Source organism: Tibeticola sp., assembly GCF_022759015.1.
Classification (GTDB): domain Bacteria; phylum Pseudomonadota; class Gammaproteobacteria; order Burkholderiales; family Burkholderiaceae_C; genus Tibeticola; species Tibeticola sediminis.
The window spans coordinates 35,310-53,225 of sequence record NZ_JAEMQB010000053.1 but is presented as its reverse complement, the minus strand read 5'-3'; the positions used below and the strand labels follow the sequence as shown (position 1 = coordinate 53,225).

General features: G+C 64.8%; 16 protein-coding genes. 11 read left to right on the top strand and 5 right to left on the bottom strand.

The window, feature by feature from the left end:
* Positions 1-493 (top strand): Fe-Mn family superoxide dismutase (locus JHC36_RS03250; protein WP_287915790.1); only part of this gene is annotated, 493 nt, incomplete at its 5' end.
* Positions 494-689: 196 nt separating this feature from the next.
* Here JHC36_RS03250 and JHC36_RS03245 read toward each other — a convergent pair.
* Together JHC36_RS03245 and JHC36_RS03240 are read right to left on the bottom strand one after the other, a co-directional pair.
* A complete protein-coding gene (locus JHC36_RS03245; RefSeq protein ID WP_287915787.1) occupies positions 690-1,154 on the bottom strand; it encodes a DUF192 domain-containing protein in 465 nt (154 codons plus the stop codon).
* 28 nt (positions 1,155-1,182) lie between these two features.
* The gene (locus JHC36_RS03240; protein ID WP_287915784.1) at positions 1,183-1,464 is read right to left on the bottom strand and encodes a hypothetical protein; all 282 of its coding nucleotides are present in this window, start codon (positions 1,462-1,464) and stop codon (positions 1,183-1,185) included.
* A 281-nt stretch (positions 1,465-1,745) separates the two neighbouring features.
* Between JHC36_RS03240 and icd the strand changes: the two genes are divergently transcribed.
* From icd to clpA, 3 genes are all read left to right on the top strand, one after another.
* Positions 1,746-2,999 carry an NADP-dependent isocitrate dehydrogenase gene (icd, locus tag JHC36_RS03235; protein ID WP_124221504.1) on the top strand — a complete coding sequence of 418 codons (1,254 nt, stop codon included), beginning with the start codon at positions 1,746-1,748 and terminating at the stop codon, positions 2,997-2,999.
* Between the two features lie 276 nt (positions 3,000-3,275).
* Positions 3,276-3,635, top strand: coding sequence for an ATP-dependent Clp protease adapter ClpS (gene clpS, locus JHC36_RS03230; RefSeq protein ID WP_124221506.1), 360 nt, complete (start codon positions 3,276-3,278; stop codon positions 3,633-3,635).
* A gap of 97 nt (positions 3,636-3,732) precedes the next feature.
* Positions 3,733-6,075 (top strand): ATP-dependent Clp protease ATP-binding subunit ClpA, encoded by a 2,343-nt coding sequence (clpA, locus tag JHC36_RS03225; protein ID WP_287915781.1) that lies wholly within the window; start codon positions 3,733-3,735, stop codon positions 6,073-6,075.
* A 42-nt stretch (positions 6,076-6,117) separates the two neighbouring features.
* Here the strand turns inward: clpA and JHC36_RS03220 are convergent, their stop codons facing one another.
* Positions 6,118-8,742, bottom strand: a complete 2,625-nt coding sequence (locus JHC36_RS03220; RefSeq protein WP_287915779.1) for a sensor domain-containing protein — start codon at positions 8,740-8,742, stop codon at positions 6,118-6,120.
* Positions 8,743-9,165: 423 nt separating this feature from the next.
* On the opposite strand from JHC36_RS03220, the gene sbcB reads away from it, so the two are divergent.
* On the top strand, positions 9,166-10,662 hold the full coding sequence (sbcB, locus tag JHC36_RS03215; RefSeq protein WP_287915777.1) for an exodeoxyribonuclease I: 1,497 nt from the start codon (positions 9,166-9,168) through the stop codon (positions 10,660-10,662).
* Between the two features lie 162 nt (positions 10,663-10,824).
* On the opposite strand, the gene upp is transcribed toward sbcB, so the two are convergent.
* Positions 10,825-11,454 (bottom strand): uracil phosphoribosyltransferase, encoded by a 630-nt coding sequence (gene upp, locus JHC36_RS03210; RefSeq protein WP_124221514.1) that lies wholly within the window; start codon positions 11,452-11,454, stop codon positions 10,825-10,827.
* Between the two features lie 53 nt (positions 11,455-11,507).
* Positions 11,508-13,052, bottom strand: coding sequence for a helicase HerA-like domain-containing protein (locus tag JHC36_RS03205; protein WP_287915774.1), 1,545 nt, complete (start codon positions 13,050-13,052; stop codon positions 11,508-11,510).
* Between the two features lie 109 nt (positions 13,053-13,161).
* Between JHC36_RS03205 and JHC36_RS03200 the strand changes: the two genes are divergently transcribed.
* The 6 genes from JHC36_RS03200 to rlmH are packed head-to-tail and all read left to right on the top strand — an operon-like array spanning position 13,162 to position 17,897.
* Entirely contained in the window at positions 13,162-13,887 is a 726-nt protein-coding gene (locus tag JHC36_RS03200) for a YebC/PmpR family DNA-binding transcriptional regulator (RefSeq protein ID WP_124221518.1), read from the top strand.
* A complete protein-coding gene (purD, locus tag JHC36_RS03195) occupies positions 13,884-15,164 on the top strand; it encodes a phosphoribosylamine--glycine ligase (RefSeq protein WP_287915772.1) in 1,281 nt (426 codons plus the stop codon). The genes JHC36_RS03200 and purD overlap by 4 nt, the downstream gene beginning before the upstream one ends.
* Entirely contained in the window at positions 15,161-16,090 is a 930-nt protein-coding gene (gene hemF, locus JHC36_RS03190; protein WP_287915769.1) for an oxygen-dependent coproporphyrinogen oxidase, read from the top strand. The genes purD and hemF overlap by 4 nt, the downstream gene beginning before the upstream one ends.
* Positions 16,090-16,725: a nicotinate (nicotinamide) nucleotide adenylyltransferase gene (nadD, locus tag JHC36_RS03185; protein ID WP_287915766.1), complete on the top strand. Its 636-nt coding sequence runs from the start codon at positions 16,090-16,092 to the stop codon at positions 16,723-16,725. Before hemF ends, nadD begins: the two co-directional genes overlap by 1 nt.
* Positions 16,722-17,414 carry a ribosome silencing factor gene (gene rsfS, locus JHC36_RS03180; protein WP_287915740.1) on the top strand — a complete coding sequence of 231 codons (693 nt, stop codon included), beginning with the start codon at positions 16,722-16,724 and terminating at the stop codon, positions 17,412-17,414. Before nadD ends, rsfS begins: the two co-directional genes overlap by 4 nt.
* Positions 17,415-17,426: 12 nt before the next feature.
* The gene (rlmH, locus tag JHC36_RS03175; protein WP_287915738.1) at positions 17,427-17,897 is read left to right on the top strand and encodes a 23S rRNA (pseudouridine(1915)-N(3))-methyltransferase RlmH; all 471 of its coding nucleotides are present in this window, start codon (positions 17,427-17,429) and stop codon (positions 17,895-17,897) included.
* Positions 17,898-17,916: the final 19 nt, after the last annotated feature.

The window sequence follows — 17,916 nt, the reverse complement described above, 5'->3', positions numbered from 1 at the left end:
CTACGTGGTGAATCTGAACAACCTGCAAAAGGGTACGGAATTCGAGAACAAATCGCTGGAGGAAATCGTCAAGACCGCGCCGCCGGGAGGCATCTACAACAATGCCGCTCAGGTTTGGAACCACACGTTCTTCTGGAACTGCATGAAGCCCAATGGCGGTGGCGAGCCGCAAGGCGCGCTGGCCGAGGCGATCCGCGCCAAGTGGGGCAGCTATGCGGCCTTCAAGGAGGCGTTCGTCAAGTCTGCCGTCGCCAATTTCGGTTCGGGTTGGACGTGGCTGGTGAAAAAGCCCGACGGCACCGTGGACATCGTGAACATGGGGCCAGCGGGCACGCCCCTGACCACGCCGGACAAGCCCTTGTTGACCGTCGACGTGTGGGAGCACGCGTATTACATCGACTACCGCCACCTGCGGCAGAAGTTCGTCGAGACCTTCTTCGACCACTTGGTGAATTGGTCGTTCGCCGAGGCGAACTTCAACGCCGCGGCGTAAAGGGCGGTTTTACGGGGGCGAGCCCCTGTCGCTTCTATGGAAGCCGGCCTTTTGGGGCCGGCTTTTTTCTCGCCCGGATCGGATGATGGGGTTCCCTAGGCGGCGGTTCTGCCCAATACGGGCAGCGTTTCCTCGGCTCAAACGGCCCTGCTCACCAGCGCTCGCCCCGGCGAGCGAGCGGTCAGCGGCCCTCTCCTCATTGCTCGAAGGGCACGCCCCGCAGGCGTTGACCGGCAGAGATGCCGTGCTTCGCAAACCAGCCCCGATGCATTTCGAGCACAAAGCGAACCGGCCGAGCCGAGCAGTGGGTTTGCGTCGACATCGGCTGCATGTCGGCCAGGTTCACGATGGTTCCATCATCGGCAACGAACGCGGCCGTCAAGGGCAGAGGCGTGTTTTTCATCCAAAAGCATTGAACCCCCGGCTGCTCGAACACGAACAGCATTCCCTCCGACGGTGCCAAATCGCGGCGATTCATCAGCCCAATGCGCCGCTGCTCCTCGGTTAGGGCGACCTGCGCATCGATGACGTGGATGCCCGCCGTCAGACGCACCCGCGGAAGATCCCGCTGCGGGCCTTCGGCTGACGTCGAGCTTTGCGCGCGGATCGAAAAGGGCGCAAGCAGGGCGACGGCGAGCGCCGCGAGGCCAACGAGTCGCATCCTTGGCCCGCGGCGCGTCATCGTCCGTTCAGTAGGTGGCTGCACGTTTGGCCTTGTGCGCCTTCTTGGCCTTGTGGCTCTTGCTCGCCTTATGGGCCTTGCGAGCCTTGTGAGCTTTCGTTGCCTTGTGTGCGCGGTGTTCGGTGGCTGCGGTCATCGGCATGCCGGCCGCCGGGCCAGGAGTCACCGCAGGCGCTGCAGGGGTGGCAGGAACCGCTGGCGTTGCAGGCGTGGCCGGAGCGGCCGCTTGAGCGAATGCGCCAGCGGCGAACAGGGTTGCAAGCAGGGCGGAGGTGAGCTTGGTTTTCATCGGTTTGTCTCGTATGGGTGGAAGAAGTGGAAGAACGCACCGCGCGATCATGCTGGTGGACAGCAGGGAACTGCTGCCGTGTGCTGCACGGGACCTGGGTCCGCGGTCAGCTTCAGCGCGTCGGAGTCGGCACCCTCCATTTATAACGGATCGGCGGTTGAGCCGTGCGTCCGCCCCCCGTCAGGTGGGGGTGGATAGAATAGAGAAGGCACTCAAAAAGTGTCGTCGACCCCAAGCTGATTCGTCGCTTCATGCGAACAGCTCAACCCTTGGAGACCGTCATGTACCAACACATCCAAATCCCCGCCGCCGGAACAAAAATCACCGTCAACCCGGACTTCTCGCTCAACGTCCCGGACGAGCCCATCATCCCCTACATCGAGGGCGACGGAACGGGCGTGGACATTACGCCGGTGATGATCCGGGTCGTGGACGCGGCGGTTGCCAAGTCCTATGGCGGCAAGCGCAAGATCCACTGGATGGAGGTCTACGCCGGCGAGAAGTCGACCCGCGTCTACGGGCCCGATGTTTGGCTGCCTGAAGAAACGCTGCATGCGCTGCGCGAGTACGTCGTGTCCATCAAGGGCCCGCTGACCACGCCCGTGGGGGGCGGGATCCGCTCGCTCAACGTTGCGCTGCGTCAGGAACTCGACCTCTACGTCTGCCTGCGGCCGGTTCAGTATTTCAAAGGCGTGCCTTCGCCGGTCAAGGAGCCGGAGAAGACCAATATGGTGATCTTCCGCGAGAACGCCGAGGACATTTACGCCGGGATCGAGTTCGAGGCGAAGTCGGCCAAGGCGCAAAAGCTCATCAAAATCCTACAAGAAGAGTTTGGCGTCACCAAAATCCGCTTCCCCGAAACCTCGGCGATCGGCGTCAAGCCGGTTTCGATTGAGGGCACCGAGCGGCTGGTTCGCAAGGCGATCCAATACGCCATCGACAACGACAAGCCCAGCGTCACCCTGGTGCACAAAGGCAACATCATGAAGTTCACGGAAGGGGGCTTCCGCGACTGGGGCTACGCGCTGGCTCGGCGTGAGTTCGGCGCCCAGCCGATCGACGGCGGTCCATGGTGCCAGTTCAAAAACCCGAAAACGGGGCGCGAAATCATCATCAAGGACGTGATTGCCGATGCTTTCCTGCAGCAGATCTTGCTGCGTCCGGCCGAGTACTCGGTGATTGCTACGCTCAACCTCAACGGCGACTACATTTCCGATGCTCTGGCGGCGCAGGTCGGGGGCATCGGCATCGCGCCCGGCGCCAATTTGTCCGATTCGGTCGCTTGTTTCGAGGCCACACACGGCACGGCGCCCAAATACGCGGGCAAGGACTACGTGAACCCGGGCTCGGAGATTCTGTCGGCCGAGATGATGTTGCGCCACATGGGCTGGACCGAAGCGGCCGATCTCATCATCAGCTCGATGCAAAAGGCCATTTTGAGCAAAAAGGTGACCTACGACTTCGCTCGCCTCATGGAGGGGGCGACCCAGGTCAGCTGCTCGGGCTTCGGGCAGGTGATGATCGACCACATGTAAAGGTAACGCTGAAGCAGTTCCCGCGATGCGCGACGCGCGTGGGGCTTGCCCAGCGTTGCCGTAAGGCTCGGCGAGCGCGCCGCATCGCGTCCGCACATCGCTGTCGGCGCAGGCGTTCGGGCTTCTCTTGCAGTGCCGTCTCATCGAAAGCCCCCCGGTCCTGACCCCGTGGGGCAAGCAGTCCGTCAGCCCGGAGTTCCCGGGCTATTTTTTTGCCGTGCCTGGGGAATATCAGCCCAGGTGCGCAGGGCTTGGATCAGTCGATAGAATGAATCCATGCCTATGAACTCGCCCTCTGGTCCTATGCTGCCATCAGGTCCTCTGCACGATGACGGGCAGGGGGCTTCACTGGTCGTTGAGCGGCAGCGGCAGCGGGTCCAGCCGCCGCGCCTGTACCGTGTGCTGATGCTCAACGACGACTACACGCCGATGGAGTTCGTGGTCGAAGTCCTGCAGCATTTTTTTGGCAAAGACCGCGAGACAGCGACCCAAATCATGCTCAAAATCCACTTGGAGGGTAAAGGCATTTGTGGCGTCTACAGTCGGGACGTGGCCGAAACGAAGGTGCAGCAGGTGATGGATGCGGCGCAGCAGGCGGGGCATCCGTTGCAGTGTGTGGCGGAACCGGCGGATTGAAGAGCGGGGAACCTGCCCGATCTATGGGGATCAACAGGAACATCTGCCAGCAAAGGACGGGTTTAGGCGGTTAGGCGGTTAGCAAAAAGGAAGCACCATGATTGCGCAAGAGTTGGAAGTAAGCCTGCATATGGCCTTCGTCGAGGCCCGGCAGCAGCGCCATGAATTCATTACGGTCGAGCATCTCTTGCTGGCGCTGTTGGATAACCCCAGTGCGTCGGAGGTGCTCAAGGCTTGCGCGGCCAATCTCGATGACCTGCGCAAGTCCCTCACCAATTTCATCAAAGACAACACGCCGCAGGTTGGCGGGACCGAAGAGGTCGACACCCAGCCGACGCTTGGATTTCAGCGCGTCATCCAGCGCGCGATCATGCATGTGCAGTCCACGGGCAACGGCAAAAAGGAAGTGACCGGGGCGAATGTGCTCGTGGCGATCTTCGGCGAGAAGGATTCCCACGCGGTCTATTACCTGCATCAGCAGGGGGTGACGCGGCTGGACGTGGTCAACTACATTGCCCACGGCATCCGGAAGACCGATCCGCAGCCGCCGCAAGGCAGCGAGGAGCGCCCGAGCGATGCCGAGGAAGCGACGGGCGGCAACGAGCGCAGCGAGAAGGCTTCGCCGCTCGAGCAGTACACGCAGAACCTCAACCAGCTGGCCAAGGAAGGCAAGATCGATCCGTTGATTGGCCGTGAGTACGAGGTCGAGCGGGTCATCCAGATTCTGTGCCGCCGCCGCAAGAACAATCCGCTGCTGGTCGGCGAGGCGGGCGTCGGCAAGACCGCGATTGCGGAGGGCTTGGCTTGGCGCATCGTCCAGAAAGATGTCCCGGAGATCCTGGCGGATGCTCAGGTCTATTCGCTCGACATGGGCGCGCTGCTGGCGGGCACGAAGTACCGCGGTGATTTCGAGCAGCGACTCAAGGCCGTACTGAAGGCCCTGAAAGACCGGCCGCATGCCATTTTGTTCATCGACGAGATCCACACGCTGATCGGGGCAGGGGCAGCGTCAGGCGGCACGCTCGACGCTTCGAACCTGCTCAAGCCCGCACTGTCGAGCGGTCAGCTCAAGTGCATAGGCGCGACGACCTTCACGGAGTTTCGTGGCATTTTCGAAAAGGACGCGGCCTTGTCCCGTCGCTTCCAGAAGGTCGACGTGGTCGAGCCGAGCGTCGCGGAAACCGTGGAAATTCTCAAAGGGTTGAAGTCGCGCTTCGAGGAGCACCACAGCGTCAAATACGCCAACGCGGCCCTGCAAGCGGCGGCCGAGTTGTCGGCCAAGTACATCACCGATCGGCACCTGCCGGACAAGGCCATCGATGTGATCGATGAGGCGGGTGCCGCCCAGCGCATCCTCGTGCCGTCCAAACGGAAGAAAACCATCGGCAAGACCGAAATCGAGGAAATCGTCGCGAAGATTGCGCGGATTCCGCCCGCGAACGTCTCGAATGACGACCGCAGCAAATTGCAGAACATCGAACGCGACCTCAAGAGCGTGGTTTTTGGGCAGGACCAGGCGCTCGAGACCCTAGCCAGCGCCGTCAAGATGGCGCGTTCGGGCCTGGGGCGCTCGGATAAGCCGATCGGTTCATTCCTGTTCAGCGGCCCCACCGGCGTCGGCAAGACCGAGGCAGCACGGCAGTTGGCGTACATCCTGGGCATCGAACTGATTCGGTTCGACATGTCCGAGTACATGGAGCGCCACGCCGTCAGCCGCCTCATCGGCGCGCCGCCGGGCTATGTGGGCTTCGATCAGGGTGGCCTGCTGACGGAGGCCGTGACGAAGAAGCCGCACGCGGTGCTGCTGCTCGATGAAATCGAGAAGGCGCATCCGGATATCTTCAACGTGTTGTTGCAGGTGATGGACCACGGCACGCTGACGGACAACAACGGGCGCAAGGCTGATTTCCGCAACGTCATCATCATCATGACGACGAACGCGGGTGCCGAGACCATGAACAAGCCCACGATCGGCTTCAACAACCCGCGCCAGGCGGGCGACGAAATGGCGGATATCAAACGCTTGTTCACGCCCGAGTTCCGCAACCGGCTCGATGCCATCGTGAACTTCAAGCCGCTCGATGAGCAGGTCATTCTGCGCGTGGTCGACAAGTTCCTGCTGCAGCTCGAGACCCAGCTGGCCGAGAAGAAGGTCGAGGTCACGTTCACGGACAAGCTGCGCAAGCATCTGGCGAAGAAGGGCTTCGACCCGCTCATGGGCGCGCGGCCGATGCAGAGGCTCATCCAGGACACGATACGCCGCTCGCTCGCAGACGAGCTGCTGTTTGGTCGCTTGACCGAGGGCGGGCGTCTGACGGTCGATGTCGACGATGCGGGCGAGGTGAGCCTCGACATCCAAGCGCTACCGAAGAAAGAGGGACGAGGGTCGCGCGCCGAGCCCACAGAGCCCTCCGAGCCCGAGCAGGCGGCAGCGGGCTGATCCGCAGCCACGATGGGCCTGCCCTCGGCTCGATCCAAGCCTTCAACCGCTCCAGCCGAGCGGAAGGTGTTCGGACCGGTCGACGCGCTCGACGTAGCGCACGATTTCGTCCGGCGGCATGGGCGCGCTCAGCAAGTAGCCTTGCACCGCATCGCAGCCCAGGGCGCGAAGCATCTGGAGCTGTTGGAGGGTTTCAACCCCCTCGGCGACCGTGTCGCGTGAGAGCTGATGGGCAAGGTCGATCGCCGCCGCCACGATGGCAGCGTCATCCGGATCGTGCTCGAGATCGCGGATGAAAGCACGGTCGATCTTGAGGCGGTCGATCGGCAGTTGTTTGAGGTAGGCGAGCGACGAGTAGCCGGTGCCGAAGTCGTCGATCGCGCAGCGGGCTCCCAGCCCGCGCAGCCGATCGAGTTCGCCTTTCGCGGCCCGTGGATCGCCCATGATCGCGCTTTCCGTGACCTCGAGTTCGATCCGCTCGAGGAGCCGCTGCGGCTCGCTGCTGTCGCCGTCGCAGCCGAGCGCGCAGCACAGCCGCTGGGCGAGGTCTGGCCGGTCGAATTGCCGTGCGGACAGGTTGATGCTGGCCCGAAGCTGGCGATCCGGCCAGGTCTGCATCCAGGTCTCCACCATCGCTTTGGCCTGCCGGGCAACCCAGATACCCATCGCCTCGGCGAGCTCACTGCGGCTCTCGATGACATCGATGAAGGCTCCGGCAGCAAGGATGCTGCCGTCGGGTTGCGGCCAGCGCACCAGGAGCTCAAAGCCGAGCAGCGGCAAGCTCGGTGTGAGCCCGTGGATGGGCTGCGCGTAAAGAATCAACTGCTCGTCGCGAATGGCTGCGCGCAGACCTTGCTCGAGCGCGAGCTGCCGCTGCACCGCGGCATCCATGGCGTCCGTGTAGAAGTGCCAGCGGGCGCCCCCGGTCTTCTTGGCCTGATACATCGCGAGATCGGCATGACGCAGCAAGTCCGAGGCGCGGGTGCCGTCTTGGGGATAGAGCGCAATGCCGATCGACGGGCTGATTTCCACTTCGGCTGCTGCGCCCTCGGTTCCGGTGGCGTACGGCGCTGCCAGGGCTTCCAGAAGGCTCTGCGCCGTCTGTGCCGCAGCCTCGGCGTGATCCAGACCGGGCAAGGCGGCGACGAATTCATCGCCGCCCAGCCGGCCAATCCAGTCGCTGCTGCGCAGGCGTTCGCGCAAACGGTGGGCGGTTTCCCGCAGCACGGCGTCACCGGCCTCATGCCCAAACCGGTCGTTGACGCTCTTGAAGCGGTCGAGGTCGATGAAGAGGACGGCGAGCATGCGTCCGTCGCGGGCGCTGGCTGAAATTTCATGCTCGAGCACATCGAGAAAGGCCTGCCGGTTGTACAGCCCGGTCAAGGGGTCTGTTCGGGCCAGCCGCTCGATTTCGGCTGCAGCGGCCTTGCGCTCGGTGATGTCGGTGTACACAGTGACGTAGCCGCCGCTGGCCAGCGGCTGACCGCGGATGTGTAGCACTTGGCCGTTGGGTCGGGTGCGCTCGAACTCATGGGGCTCGAAACGGCGCGCGCGGGCCGCCATGGCGGCCACCATGGCCTCGGGATCGGCCGTGGGGCCATAGTCGCCCCGCTCGGCGTTGTAGCGATAGACATCGATCAACGATGCGCCGGGGCGCTCGAACAATTCGCGCGGCAGATCCAGCATTTCGAGCAGCCGGTCGTTCCAGTAGAGGATCCGCAGGTCACCGTCGACCATCGAGATGCCCGCCGGGATGTTCTGCACCAGGGTGCGCAGCAGGTCGAGGGCTTGGCGGAGCTGGGCGCGCTCTTGCTTTTGCACGGTGATGTCGGTGTAGGTGCTCGCAAATCCCAGCACCTGCCCCGTTTCGTCACGGATGGGCGTGCCGATCACGAGATGGGTGCGCCCGTCGGGCCGCTCGCGCTCGAAGCGGTGCGGCTCGAACTTCAGCGCCAAGGCGCGCCGCTCCTGGATGGCCCGCTCGACGGGAACCGGCCCGTATTCGCCGCGCTCGGCCGGGTAACGGGTGAGGTCACCGAAATCGACGCCCTCGCGCAAGGCTTCGGCTGGCAGGTCGAGGATCTGCCCGAAGCGCTCATTCCAGAGACGAAGCTTGAGGCTGGCGTCGAAGACGCTGAGGCCGAGCGGGAGCTGCTGGACGATGGCTTCGAGGTAGGCGGTGCGTTCGCGTAGCGTCCGCTCGAGCCGCACGTGGTCCGTGATGTCGATGTTGATGCCATAGACCTGGCGGTGGCCTTGGACCGTGTCGGTCACGACCACGGTGCGCAGCAGAAAGTAGCGCAGTTCCCCGTCGCTGCGGTAGAGGCGGTAATGAATTTCCCCGCCGTCCGCAGCGTACGCGGCTTCCAGGTCGCGTGCGAGGTGAGGGCGGTCCTCGGGGTGCAGCATGGCGGCGATCCGCTCACGCTCTGCCGGGACGTCGTCAGCAATCCCGTGGAGCCGACGAAACGTGGGTGACCACCACAGTTCACCGGTGTCGAGATCTCGCCGCCAGTGGGCGATCGACAGCCGGTCGAACAATTCCGAAACCCGGTTCTTCTCCTCGGCAAGCAATTGCTCGGCCCAGCGCGCGCGGCGACGTTCCCACAGCGCCCACCCGACCAAGATCGCGGCGGCGATCCAGCCCGCCCAGGTCAGTCCTGGCATGAGCGCTTCCCCGAGGAGTCTGGACGCCGAGAGCGCGCGGAAAGAGAAAGGGGCGAACGGATCGGCATGGAACGGGCGGCAAAGGAGGCTGGCGCAGCGTAAATCCGGCAGTTGGGTGCGCCCGGGCAGGTCGTCATCGGGCGCGCGGGCAAGGCGCAAACCGCAGCCATGGCGCTTGCCATGGCGAGGATTTGCAACGCCGCCCCCGCGCCCGAGGGCGACTCGAACGGGTGCGCAGCGCACACCCAAACGGTGAACGGCCTCCCCACTGAAAATTGCTGAAACATCAACACCTTCCTTTTCGCGAGAAGCGGTCAACTGCCGAATTTAGGCTCAGTATATCGACGCGCCTCGTGGGCCGGTGCTTCGGGTTTTTCCACACAAGCCACCGGAAGCTTGCGGCGTGTCTGCAAGAATCGGCCCATGACGACGCACATCAACCCGGCCGCGCCGCGGAGTCTCGGCACGCACACATTCCTCTGGCACGACTACGAAACCTTCGGTACCGACGTGCGCCGCGACCGTCCGGCGCAGTTTGCGGCGATTCGGACCGACGCTGCCCTGCAGGAGTTGGGCGAGCCGCTGATGCTGTATTGCCAGCCCGCCCCGGACTACTTGCCCGATCCGGATGCCTGTCTGGTCACGGGCATCACGCCTCAGCAATGTTGGGCGAACGGCCTACCCGAGGCACGGTTTGCCGAGCGCATCCACGGTGCGTTCGCCCAACCCGGCACCATAGGGGTGGGGTACAACAGTATCCGCTTCGATGATGAAGTCACACGCTTTTTGTTGTGGCGCAACCTGATCGATCCCTACGCGCGCGAGTGGCAGAACGAGTGCGGGCGGTGGGACTTGCTCGACGTCGTGCGCGCGACCTGGTCTCTGCGGCCTGAGGGCATCGAGTGGCCGCACAACGGGGACGGCCGGCCCAGCTTTCGTCTGGAACACCTCAGCGCCGCGAATGGCCTGGTGCACGAGGCGGCCCACGACGCGCTCTCCGATGTGCGGGCAACGATCGCGCTGGCTCGGCTGCTGCGCGCGCGTCAGCCGCGGCTGTTCGATTTTTGTTTTGCGCTTCACCGCAAAGAGCGCGTGGCGGCCGAAATCGGCTTGCCCTGCACCCCGCGCGAGGCGCGGCCGTTCATCCATATTTCCGGCATGTTCGCCCCCGAGCGTGGTTGCTTGGCCATCATGTGGCCCCTGGCCACGCACCCGAACAACCGCAACGAGCTCATTGCTTGGGACCTGGCCTACGACCCCAGCGAGCTGGCGAGTCTCGATGCCGAGGCGATCCGCGCCCGTCTCTTCACCCGCGCCGAAGCGTTGCCCGAAGGGGTGGCGCGGTTGCCGATCAAGTCGGTGCACCTGAACAAATCGCCCGTGGTCATCGGCAACCTCAAGGTGCTGACCCCGGCGGTGCGCGAGCGCTGGGGCATCGATCTGGAGCAGCAGCTGGCCCATGCGGTGATGGCACGCCACCTGCCCGACCTCAGCGCCATCTGGGCCGAAGTCTTCAGCCGCCCAGAACCCACCGAACCGGTGGACGTGGAGCTCGACCTCTACGGCGGTTTTCTGAGCAACGCCGACCGGCGGCGACTCGAGCAGCTGCGCGCCCTCGCGCCCGCGGGCTTGGCCAACGCCCGGATGGGCTTCGACGACCCGCGGCTCGATGAACTCGTGTTCCGCTGGCGTGCGCGCAACTGGCCCGAGACGCTCGACGACGAAGGCCGCGCGCGTTGGCAGGCGCTGCGCCACGCGCGTTTGATCGACGGGCAGGGCGGGGCGCGCACCCTGGCGCAGCTGCAAGAGCGCCTCGATCTCCTTGTCGATGAAGCCATGGAGCGCGAAGACGAACGCGCCGAGGCCATACTGAATGCCCTGGCCGAATGGGCGGACTACGTGACTGCAGATTTGGGCTGAGGCCGGCGGGGCGCGCCTTGGGTTCGCTATTTTGAGCCAAACATGCCGAGTGCCGGCGTGAATCGGTCGATCTTTGCTATCAAAAAAGGATTATTGGCAACGGTCTGCCCGTCGCGCTGATGCTCTTGCCGAGCAAGGCCGTGTCGGGTGCGTGACGCGGACTCAGGTCGTCCCGAAAATCCGGTCGCCCGCGTCACCCAGGCCCGGGAGGATGTAGCCGTGGTCATTGAGGCCGCGGTCGATGGCGGCGGTGTAGATGGGCACGTCGGGGTGGGCCTTGTGGACGGTGGCGATGCCCTCGGGGCAGGTCAGCAGGCAGACGAACTTCACCGAGCGCGGCTTGAGCGCCTTGACCTTGTCGATGGCGGCCACGGCGGAATTGCCGGTGGCGAGCATGGGATCGAGCAGGATCACGTCGCGCTCGGGCATGTCTGACGGCATCTTGAAGTAGTACTCCACCGCCTGCAGCGTGGCCGGGTCGCGGTAGAGGCCGATGTGGCCCACGCGCGCACCGGGCACCACGCTGAGCATGCCGTCCAGTATGCCGAGACCCGCGCGCAGAATGGGCACGAACACCAGCTTCTTGCCGTCGATGACCGGGCTCATCATCGGCTCGAGCGGTGTCTCGATCGCCACGTCTTGTGTGGGCATGTCGCGCGTGACTTCATAAGCCATCAAGGTCGCCAGTTCATTGAGCAGCCGGCGAAAGGTGTTGGTGCTGGCTTCCTTCTTGCGCATCAGCGTGAGCTTGTGCTGCACGAGCGGGTGGCGGATGTGATGAACCTGATTCATGGTTTCTTTGAGTTGTGGTTGGAGGGATGGTAGGCGGCTGGGCCGGCAGGGATTCAGCGACGTTTGCTGCCGCCCCCGAGCAAGCTGCCGAGCACGCCGCGGATGATTTCACGGCCCACGGTCGAGCCGATGGTGCGCGCGGCCGATTTGGCCAGCGTCTGCGCGATCCCGTCGTAGCGGCCGCCGCGCGGCCCGGTGCTGCCAAACAGCACGTCCCGCAGGCCATCGAGCACGCCGCCGCTGGTGTCTGCCGCCGAGGATGGGGCAGCGGCTGCGGGCGTTCCACTTCCGTTGGCGTTCCCGGCGTTGACCGCCCCGCCACCGGTGGCGCGGGCGACGAGGCGCTCGTAGGCCGACTCGCGGTCGACGGTTTTCTCATAGACGCCCGCGACCAGCGAGCGAGCCATGAGCGCGCGTCGCTGCTCGGCGCTGATGGGGCCGATGAGGCTGCCGGGCGGGATCACGAAGGCGCGTTCGGTCACGCCCGGCCGGCCTTTGGCGTCGAGCAGGCTTACCAGTGCCTCGCCCACGGCAAGTTCGGTGATGGCACGGCTGAGGTCCAGCCCAGGGTTCGGACGCATCGTCTCGGCAGCGGCCTTGACGGCTTTTTGGTCGCGCGGCGTGAAGGCGCGCAAAGCGTGTTGCACGCGATTGCCGAGTTGGGCCAGCACGGAGTCGGGAATGTCCAGCGGGTTTTGCGTCACGAAATACACGCCCACGCCCTTGGACCGCACGAGGCGGACCACCAGCTCGATTTTCTCGAGCAGCGCCTTGGGGGCATCGGAAAACAGCAGATGCGCTTCGTCGAAAAAGAAGACGAGCTTGGGTTTTTCGGGGTCGCCGATTTCGGGTAACTGCTCAAAGAGTTCGGCAAGCAGCCAGAGCAGGAAAGTCGCATACAGCCGCGGCGCTTGCATGAGGCGGTCGGCGGCCAGGATGTTGACCATGCCTTGCCCATCGACCGTTTGCAAGAAGTCGGCGATGTTGAGCATGGGCTCGCCGAAGAAGCGGTCGCCGCCCTGCGCTTCGATCTGCAACAGGCCGCGCTGGATGGCGCCGATGCTCGCGGCGCTGACGTTGCCGTACTGCGTGGTGAACTGCGAAGCATGGTCGCCCACGAATTGCAGCATGGCCCTCAGGTCTTTGAGGTCGAGCAACAAAAGCCCGTTGTCGTCCGCGATGCGAAAGACGATTTGCAACACCCCCGCCTGCGTTTCGTTGAGGTCGAGCATGCGCGCGAGCAGCAACGGCCCCATGTCGGCCACCGTGGCGCGAACCGGATGCCCTTGCTCGCCAAAAACATCCCAAAAGGTGACGGGGCAAGCCCGAGGCTCGGGCGTCGGGATACCGCGCTCTTGGAGCACGGCGGCGAGCTTGGGGCTGATTTGGCCGGGCTGACTGATGCCCGAGAGGTCGCCTTTGACGTCGGAAAGGAAGACGGGTACCCCAATGCTCGAGAACTTCTCGGCGATGGTCTGCAGCGTGACCGTCTTTCCGGTGCCGGTGGCCCCGGTGATGAGGCCGTGGCGGTTCGCCATCTCGGGCAGCAGGTAGCACTCGGTGTGGGCGTTGCGGGCAATGAGCAGAGGTTCAGCCATGGCGGGTTTCGTGTGGTGGGGGGTTCATTCCTGCGGTGACGGGGGGACTGCGCGAGCCCGTCGCCTAAAATCTCGGCCCCAAGGTTAATTCAACAAAAGAGGATTTCCGATGGCCGGCCACAGCAAATGGGCGAATATTCAACACCGCAAGAGCAGGCAGGACGAAAAACGCCAGCGGATCTGGACCCGCGTGGTCCGCGAGATCATGGTGGCGGCCCGTACCGGTGGCGGCGACCCGAGCGCCAACCCGCGCCTGCGCATGGCGATCGAAAAAGCCAAGGCCGCCAACATGCCGGCCGACACGATCAAGCGCAACATCGACAAGGCCACGGGCAACCTCGAAGGCGTGAACTATGAGGAAATCCGCTACGAGGGCTATGGCATCGGCGGCGCAGCCATCATCCTCGACACCATGACCGACAACCGCGTGCGCACGGTGGCTGAAGTGCGCCACGCCTTCAGCAAGTACGGCGGCAACCTCGGCACCGAAGGCTCGGTGGCCTTCCAGTTCAAGCACTGCGGGCAACTGATTTTTGCCCCTGGCACCAGCGAGGACAAAGTCATGGAAGTCGCCCTGGAGGCGGGCGCGGAAGACGTCATCACCGACGAAGAGGGCGCCATCGAGGTCATTACCGCGCCGGGTGACTTTGAAGCGGTGAAGAATGCCCTCGAGGCCGCCGGGCTCAAGCCCGAGGTGGCCGAAGTCACGATGCGACCCGAGAACACGGTCGCCCTGGCGGGTGAGGACGCCGCGCGCATGCAAAAGCTGCTCGACGTGCTCGAAGACCTCGACGACGTCCAGGCCGTCTATCACAACGCTGAGCTCGAGGAATGAAGGTCCTCGTCATCGGCGGCGGCGGCCGCGAACATGCCTTGGCGTGGAAGCTCGCTGGGGGGCAGCGCGTGGAGCGCGTGTACGTCGCACCCGGCAATGCCGGCACAGCGCGCGACGCCCGGCTGCGCAATGTACCGATTACCGATCTTGCGGAACTGCGCCGTTGGGCGCAGCAAGAGGGCATCGCCCTCACCGTCGTAGGGCCGGAGCAGCCTTTGGCGGCCGGTGTGGTCGATGAATTCCGCGCGCACGGGCTGCGCATCTTCGGACCCACGCGCGCGGCCGCGCAGCTCGAGAGCTCGAAGGCCTTTTCCAAGGCGTTCATGCAGCGCCACGGCATTCCGACCGCAGCCTACGAGACCTTCAGCGACGCTGCCGCTGCGCATGCCTATGTGGACGCCCAGGGCGCGCCCATCGTGGTGAAGGCCGACGGGCTGGCTGCGGGCAAAGGCGTGGTTGTCGCGATGACGCCGGCCGAGGCGCATGAAGCGATCGATTTCATGCTGCTCGACAACCGGCTGGGCGTCAGCCACAACGAAGGCGGCGCGCGGGTCGTCATCGAGGAGTTTCTCCAGGGCGAGGAAGCGAGTTTCATCGTCCTGTGCGACGGCAGGAATGCGCTGGCGCTGGCGACCAGCCAGGACCACAAGCGGCTGCTCGACGGCGACCTAGGCCCGAACACGGGCGGCATGGGCGCTTATTCGCCGGCGCCCGTGGTCACGGCCGATGTCCACGCCCGCGTGATGCGCGAAATCATCTTGCCGACGCTGCGCGGCATGGAGCAAGACGGCATGCCTTACACGGGTTTCCTCTACGCCGGGCTGATGATCGACGCCGCGGGGCGGCCCAAGACGCTGGAGTTCAATTGCCGCATGGGCGACCCTGAAACCCAGCCCATCATGATGCGGCTGAAGTCTGACCTCTATGAGGTGTTGCTCGCCGCCACCGAAGGGCGTCTGGACCAAGTCGAGCTGGAGTGGGATCGGCGGACCGCACTGGGCGTCGTGCTTGCGGCTGCAGGCTATCCGCTGACCCCGCGCAAAGGCGACCCGATCTTCGGCTTGCCCAAGGACGAGCCCGACGTCATGGTGTTTCACGCGGCGACCGCCGAGAAAGACGGCCAGATCGTCACCGCGGGTGGCCGTGTGCTGTGCGTGACCGCGCTCGCGGATTCGGTCAAGCAGGCGCAAACCCGGGTTTACGACGTCATACGCGGCATCCATTTCGATGGCATGCAGTACCGGCATGACATCGGGCATCGGGCGGTGAAGTCATGAGTGAGGTTCTCACGACGCCGGCCACGACCGACGTGCGGGCGTGGTTGCTGGGGCTGCAGCAGCGCATCACCGATGCCATCACGGCGATCGACGGCACGCCTTTCCATGAGGATGTCTGGCACAAAGCCCCCGGGGAGCCGCTGCAAGGCGACGGCATCACCCGCATTCTGGAAGGCGGGCCGGTGTTCGAGCGGGCGGGTTGTGGGTTTTCGCACGTCCGCGGGCCGAAGCTGCCGCCTTCGGCCACGCAACACCGTCCGGAGCTGGCTGGCGCGCCGTTTGAAGCGATGGGGGTTTCGCTGGTCTTTCACCCGCGCAATCCCTATGTTCCGACCGTGCACATGAACGTGCGCATGCTGAGCGCCGCGCATCCGGGCGAGGCGCCGATGGCTTGGTTCGGCGGCGGCATGGATCTCACGCCGTACTATGGCTACGCGGAAGACGCGGTGCACTTCCACACCGTTTGCCGCGATGCGCTCGAGCCGTTTGGGCCCGACAAATACCCGCGCTTCAAGCGCTGGTGCGACGAGTATTTCTTCCTGAAGCACCGCAACGAGCCGCGCGGCATTGGCGGCATCTTCTTCGACGACTTCGCCGAGGGCGGGGTCGCCAACGGCTTTGCGCTGCTGCGCGCGGTGGGTGACGCGTTTTTGCAGGCCTATCTGCCCATCGTGGAGCGCCGCCGCGCGCTGCCCTACGGAGAGCGCGAGCGCGAATTCCAGCTTTACCGGCGTGGCCGCTATGTCGAGTTCAACCTGGTGTGGGACCGGGGCACGCACTTTGGCCTACAGTCGGGCGGTCGCACCGAGTCCATCTTGCTGTCGATGCCTCCCTTGGCGGCCTGGTCTTACGAACGTCGAGAAGCGCCGGGAACGCCCGAGGCCGCGCTGTACCGCGACTTTCTGACGCCGCGAGACTGGGTTTGATGGGCGAGCCTGGCGCTGCCGAGCGCATCGGGGTCTTTGGCGGTGCCTTTGATCCGCCGCACTGGGCGCATGTCGCGCTCGCGCGTGCGGCGCTCGAGCAGCTCGATCTCGACCGGCTCTATGTCTTCCCAACCGGCCACGCATGGCACAAGGCCCGGGTGTTGGCGCCGGCCGAGCATCGCTGGCGCATGGCCGAGGCGGCGTTCGGGGGGCTCCCGCGGACCCAGGTCGACGCCGAGGAACTGCAACGCTCGGGGCCGAGTTACACCATCGATACGCTGGAAGCTTTGCAGCGGCGCCACCCGGGCGGGCGGATTTTTCTCATCATCGGAAGCGACCAGTTGGAACAACTGCCCACCTGGCACCGCTGGCGGGAGTTGCTCGACCGCTGCACGCTCGCCGTCGCCCAACGCGGAGCGTCTTCGAGCCAGGCGCTGGCGCAGCGCTTGGCCGAGGCGGCCGGACTGCCGGCAGAAGGGCTGGCCCAGCGCATCCACATCCTGCGCTTGCCCGACATGCCCTGGAGTTCGACCGAGGTGCGTCGCCGCATCCGCCAGGGCGAGCCGATTCTTGAACTTGTGCCGCCCGCCGTCGCGGGTTACATTGAACGCCATCATCTCTACGGAAACTCATGAGCGAAACCACCGCCAAGCGCAACATTCAACGGCTCCAGCGGGCCATCGTCGATGGTCTCGAGGATGTCAAAGCCCAAGACATTCGGGTATTCGACACCAGCCAGCTCTCCCCCTTGTTCGAGCGCGTCATCATCGCTGCAGGCACCTCCAACCGCCAAACCAAAGCTTTGGCCGCGAGCGTTCGCGACAAGGTTCGGGAAGCCGGTTTCCCGAAACCGCGGCTCGAAGGCGAAGACAACGGCGAGTGGATCATCGTCGACTGCGGCACGGCGGTCGTTCATGTGATGCAGCCCAACATCCGCAGTTACTACAACCTCGAAGAAATTTGGGGCCAAACGCCGGTTCGCATGAAGTTCGGCGCGGCCAAGCCTGTCACACCGACCAAGGCCGCGACGGCTCCGGCGGCCGGGAAGTCTGTCGCAGCCGCGAAGGCGAGCGCGCGCCGCCGGGCGGCTTCGGCTTCGGAGGGAGCAGCGCCCAAAGTTCAAAAATTGGAAGAAAAAGCCGCTATATCCGGCAAGAAACGGTCTGCGTCTGCTCCTAAAAAGAAAGCAATTGAGGCTTCGGCCGAGAAGCCAGCAGCCGCCCCCAAGCGGAGTGTTGCGGCCGAGCGGTCGACCCGCGGGGCCTCCAACGCCGCTACTGGCGCCCGTGCCCCGGCCAAGAGAACCACAACCCCGCGGTCCTGAGCGGCCGGCCCGATGAGGCTCTGGGTCGTTGCGGTTGGGCAGCGCATGCCCGCTTGGGCGCAGGCGGGCTGGGAAGAGTACGCGCGGCGGTTTCCGCCCGACCTGCGGCTGGAGCTCAAGGCGGTCAAAGCGGAGCCCCGCACCGGCGGTCGGTCAGCCGCAGCGCTGATGGCCGCCGAGGCCGAGCGTATCCAGGGTGCCATCCCCCGCGGCAGCCGCATCGTGGCGCTCGACGAGCGCGGTACGGCGCTCACGTCGGCGGGGTTGGCCCAACGGCTCGATACCTGGCGGCAGACGGCCGACGACGTCGCTTTGCTCATAGGCGGCCCCGATGGCCTGGACCCAGCCTTGCGCTCGGCCGCGCACGAGCGCATCCGCCTCTCGGACCTGACACTGCCGCACGCCATGGTGCGCGTATTGCTGGCCGAGCAGCTCTATCGGGCCTGGTCGCTCAACGCCGGCCACCCTTACCATCGGGAATGAAGCCTGCGGCCTCGCGTAT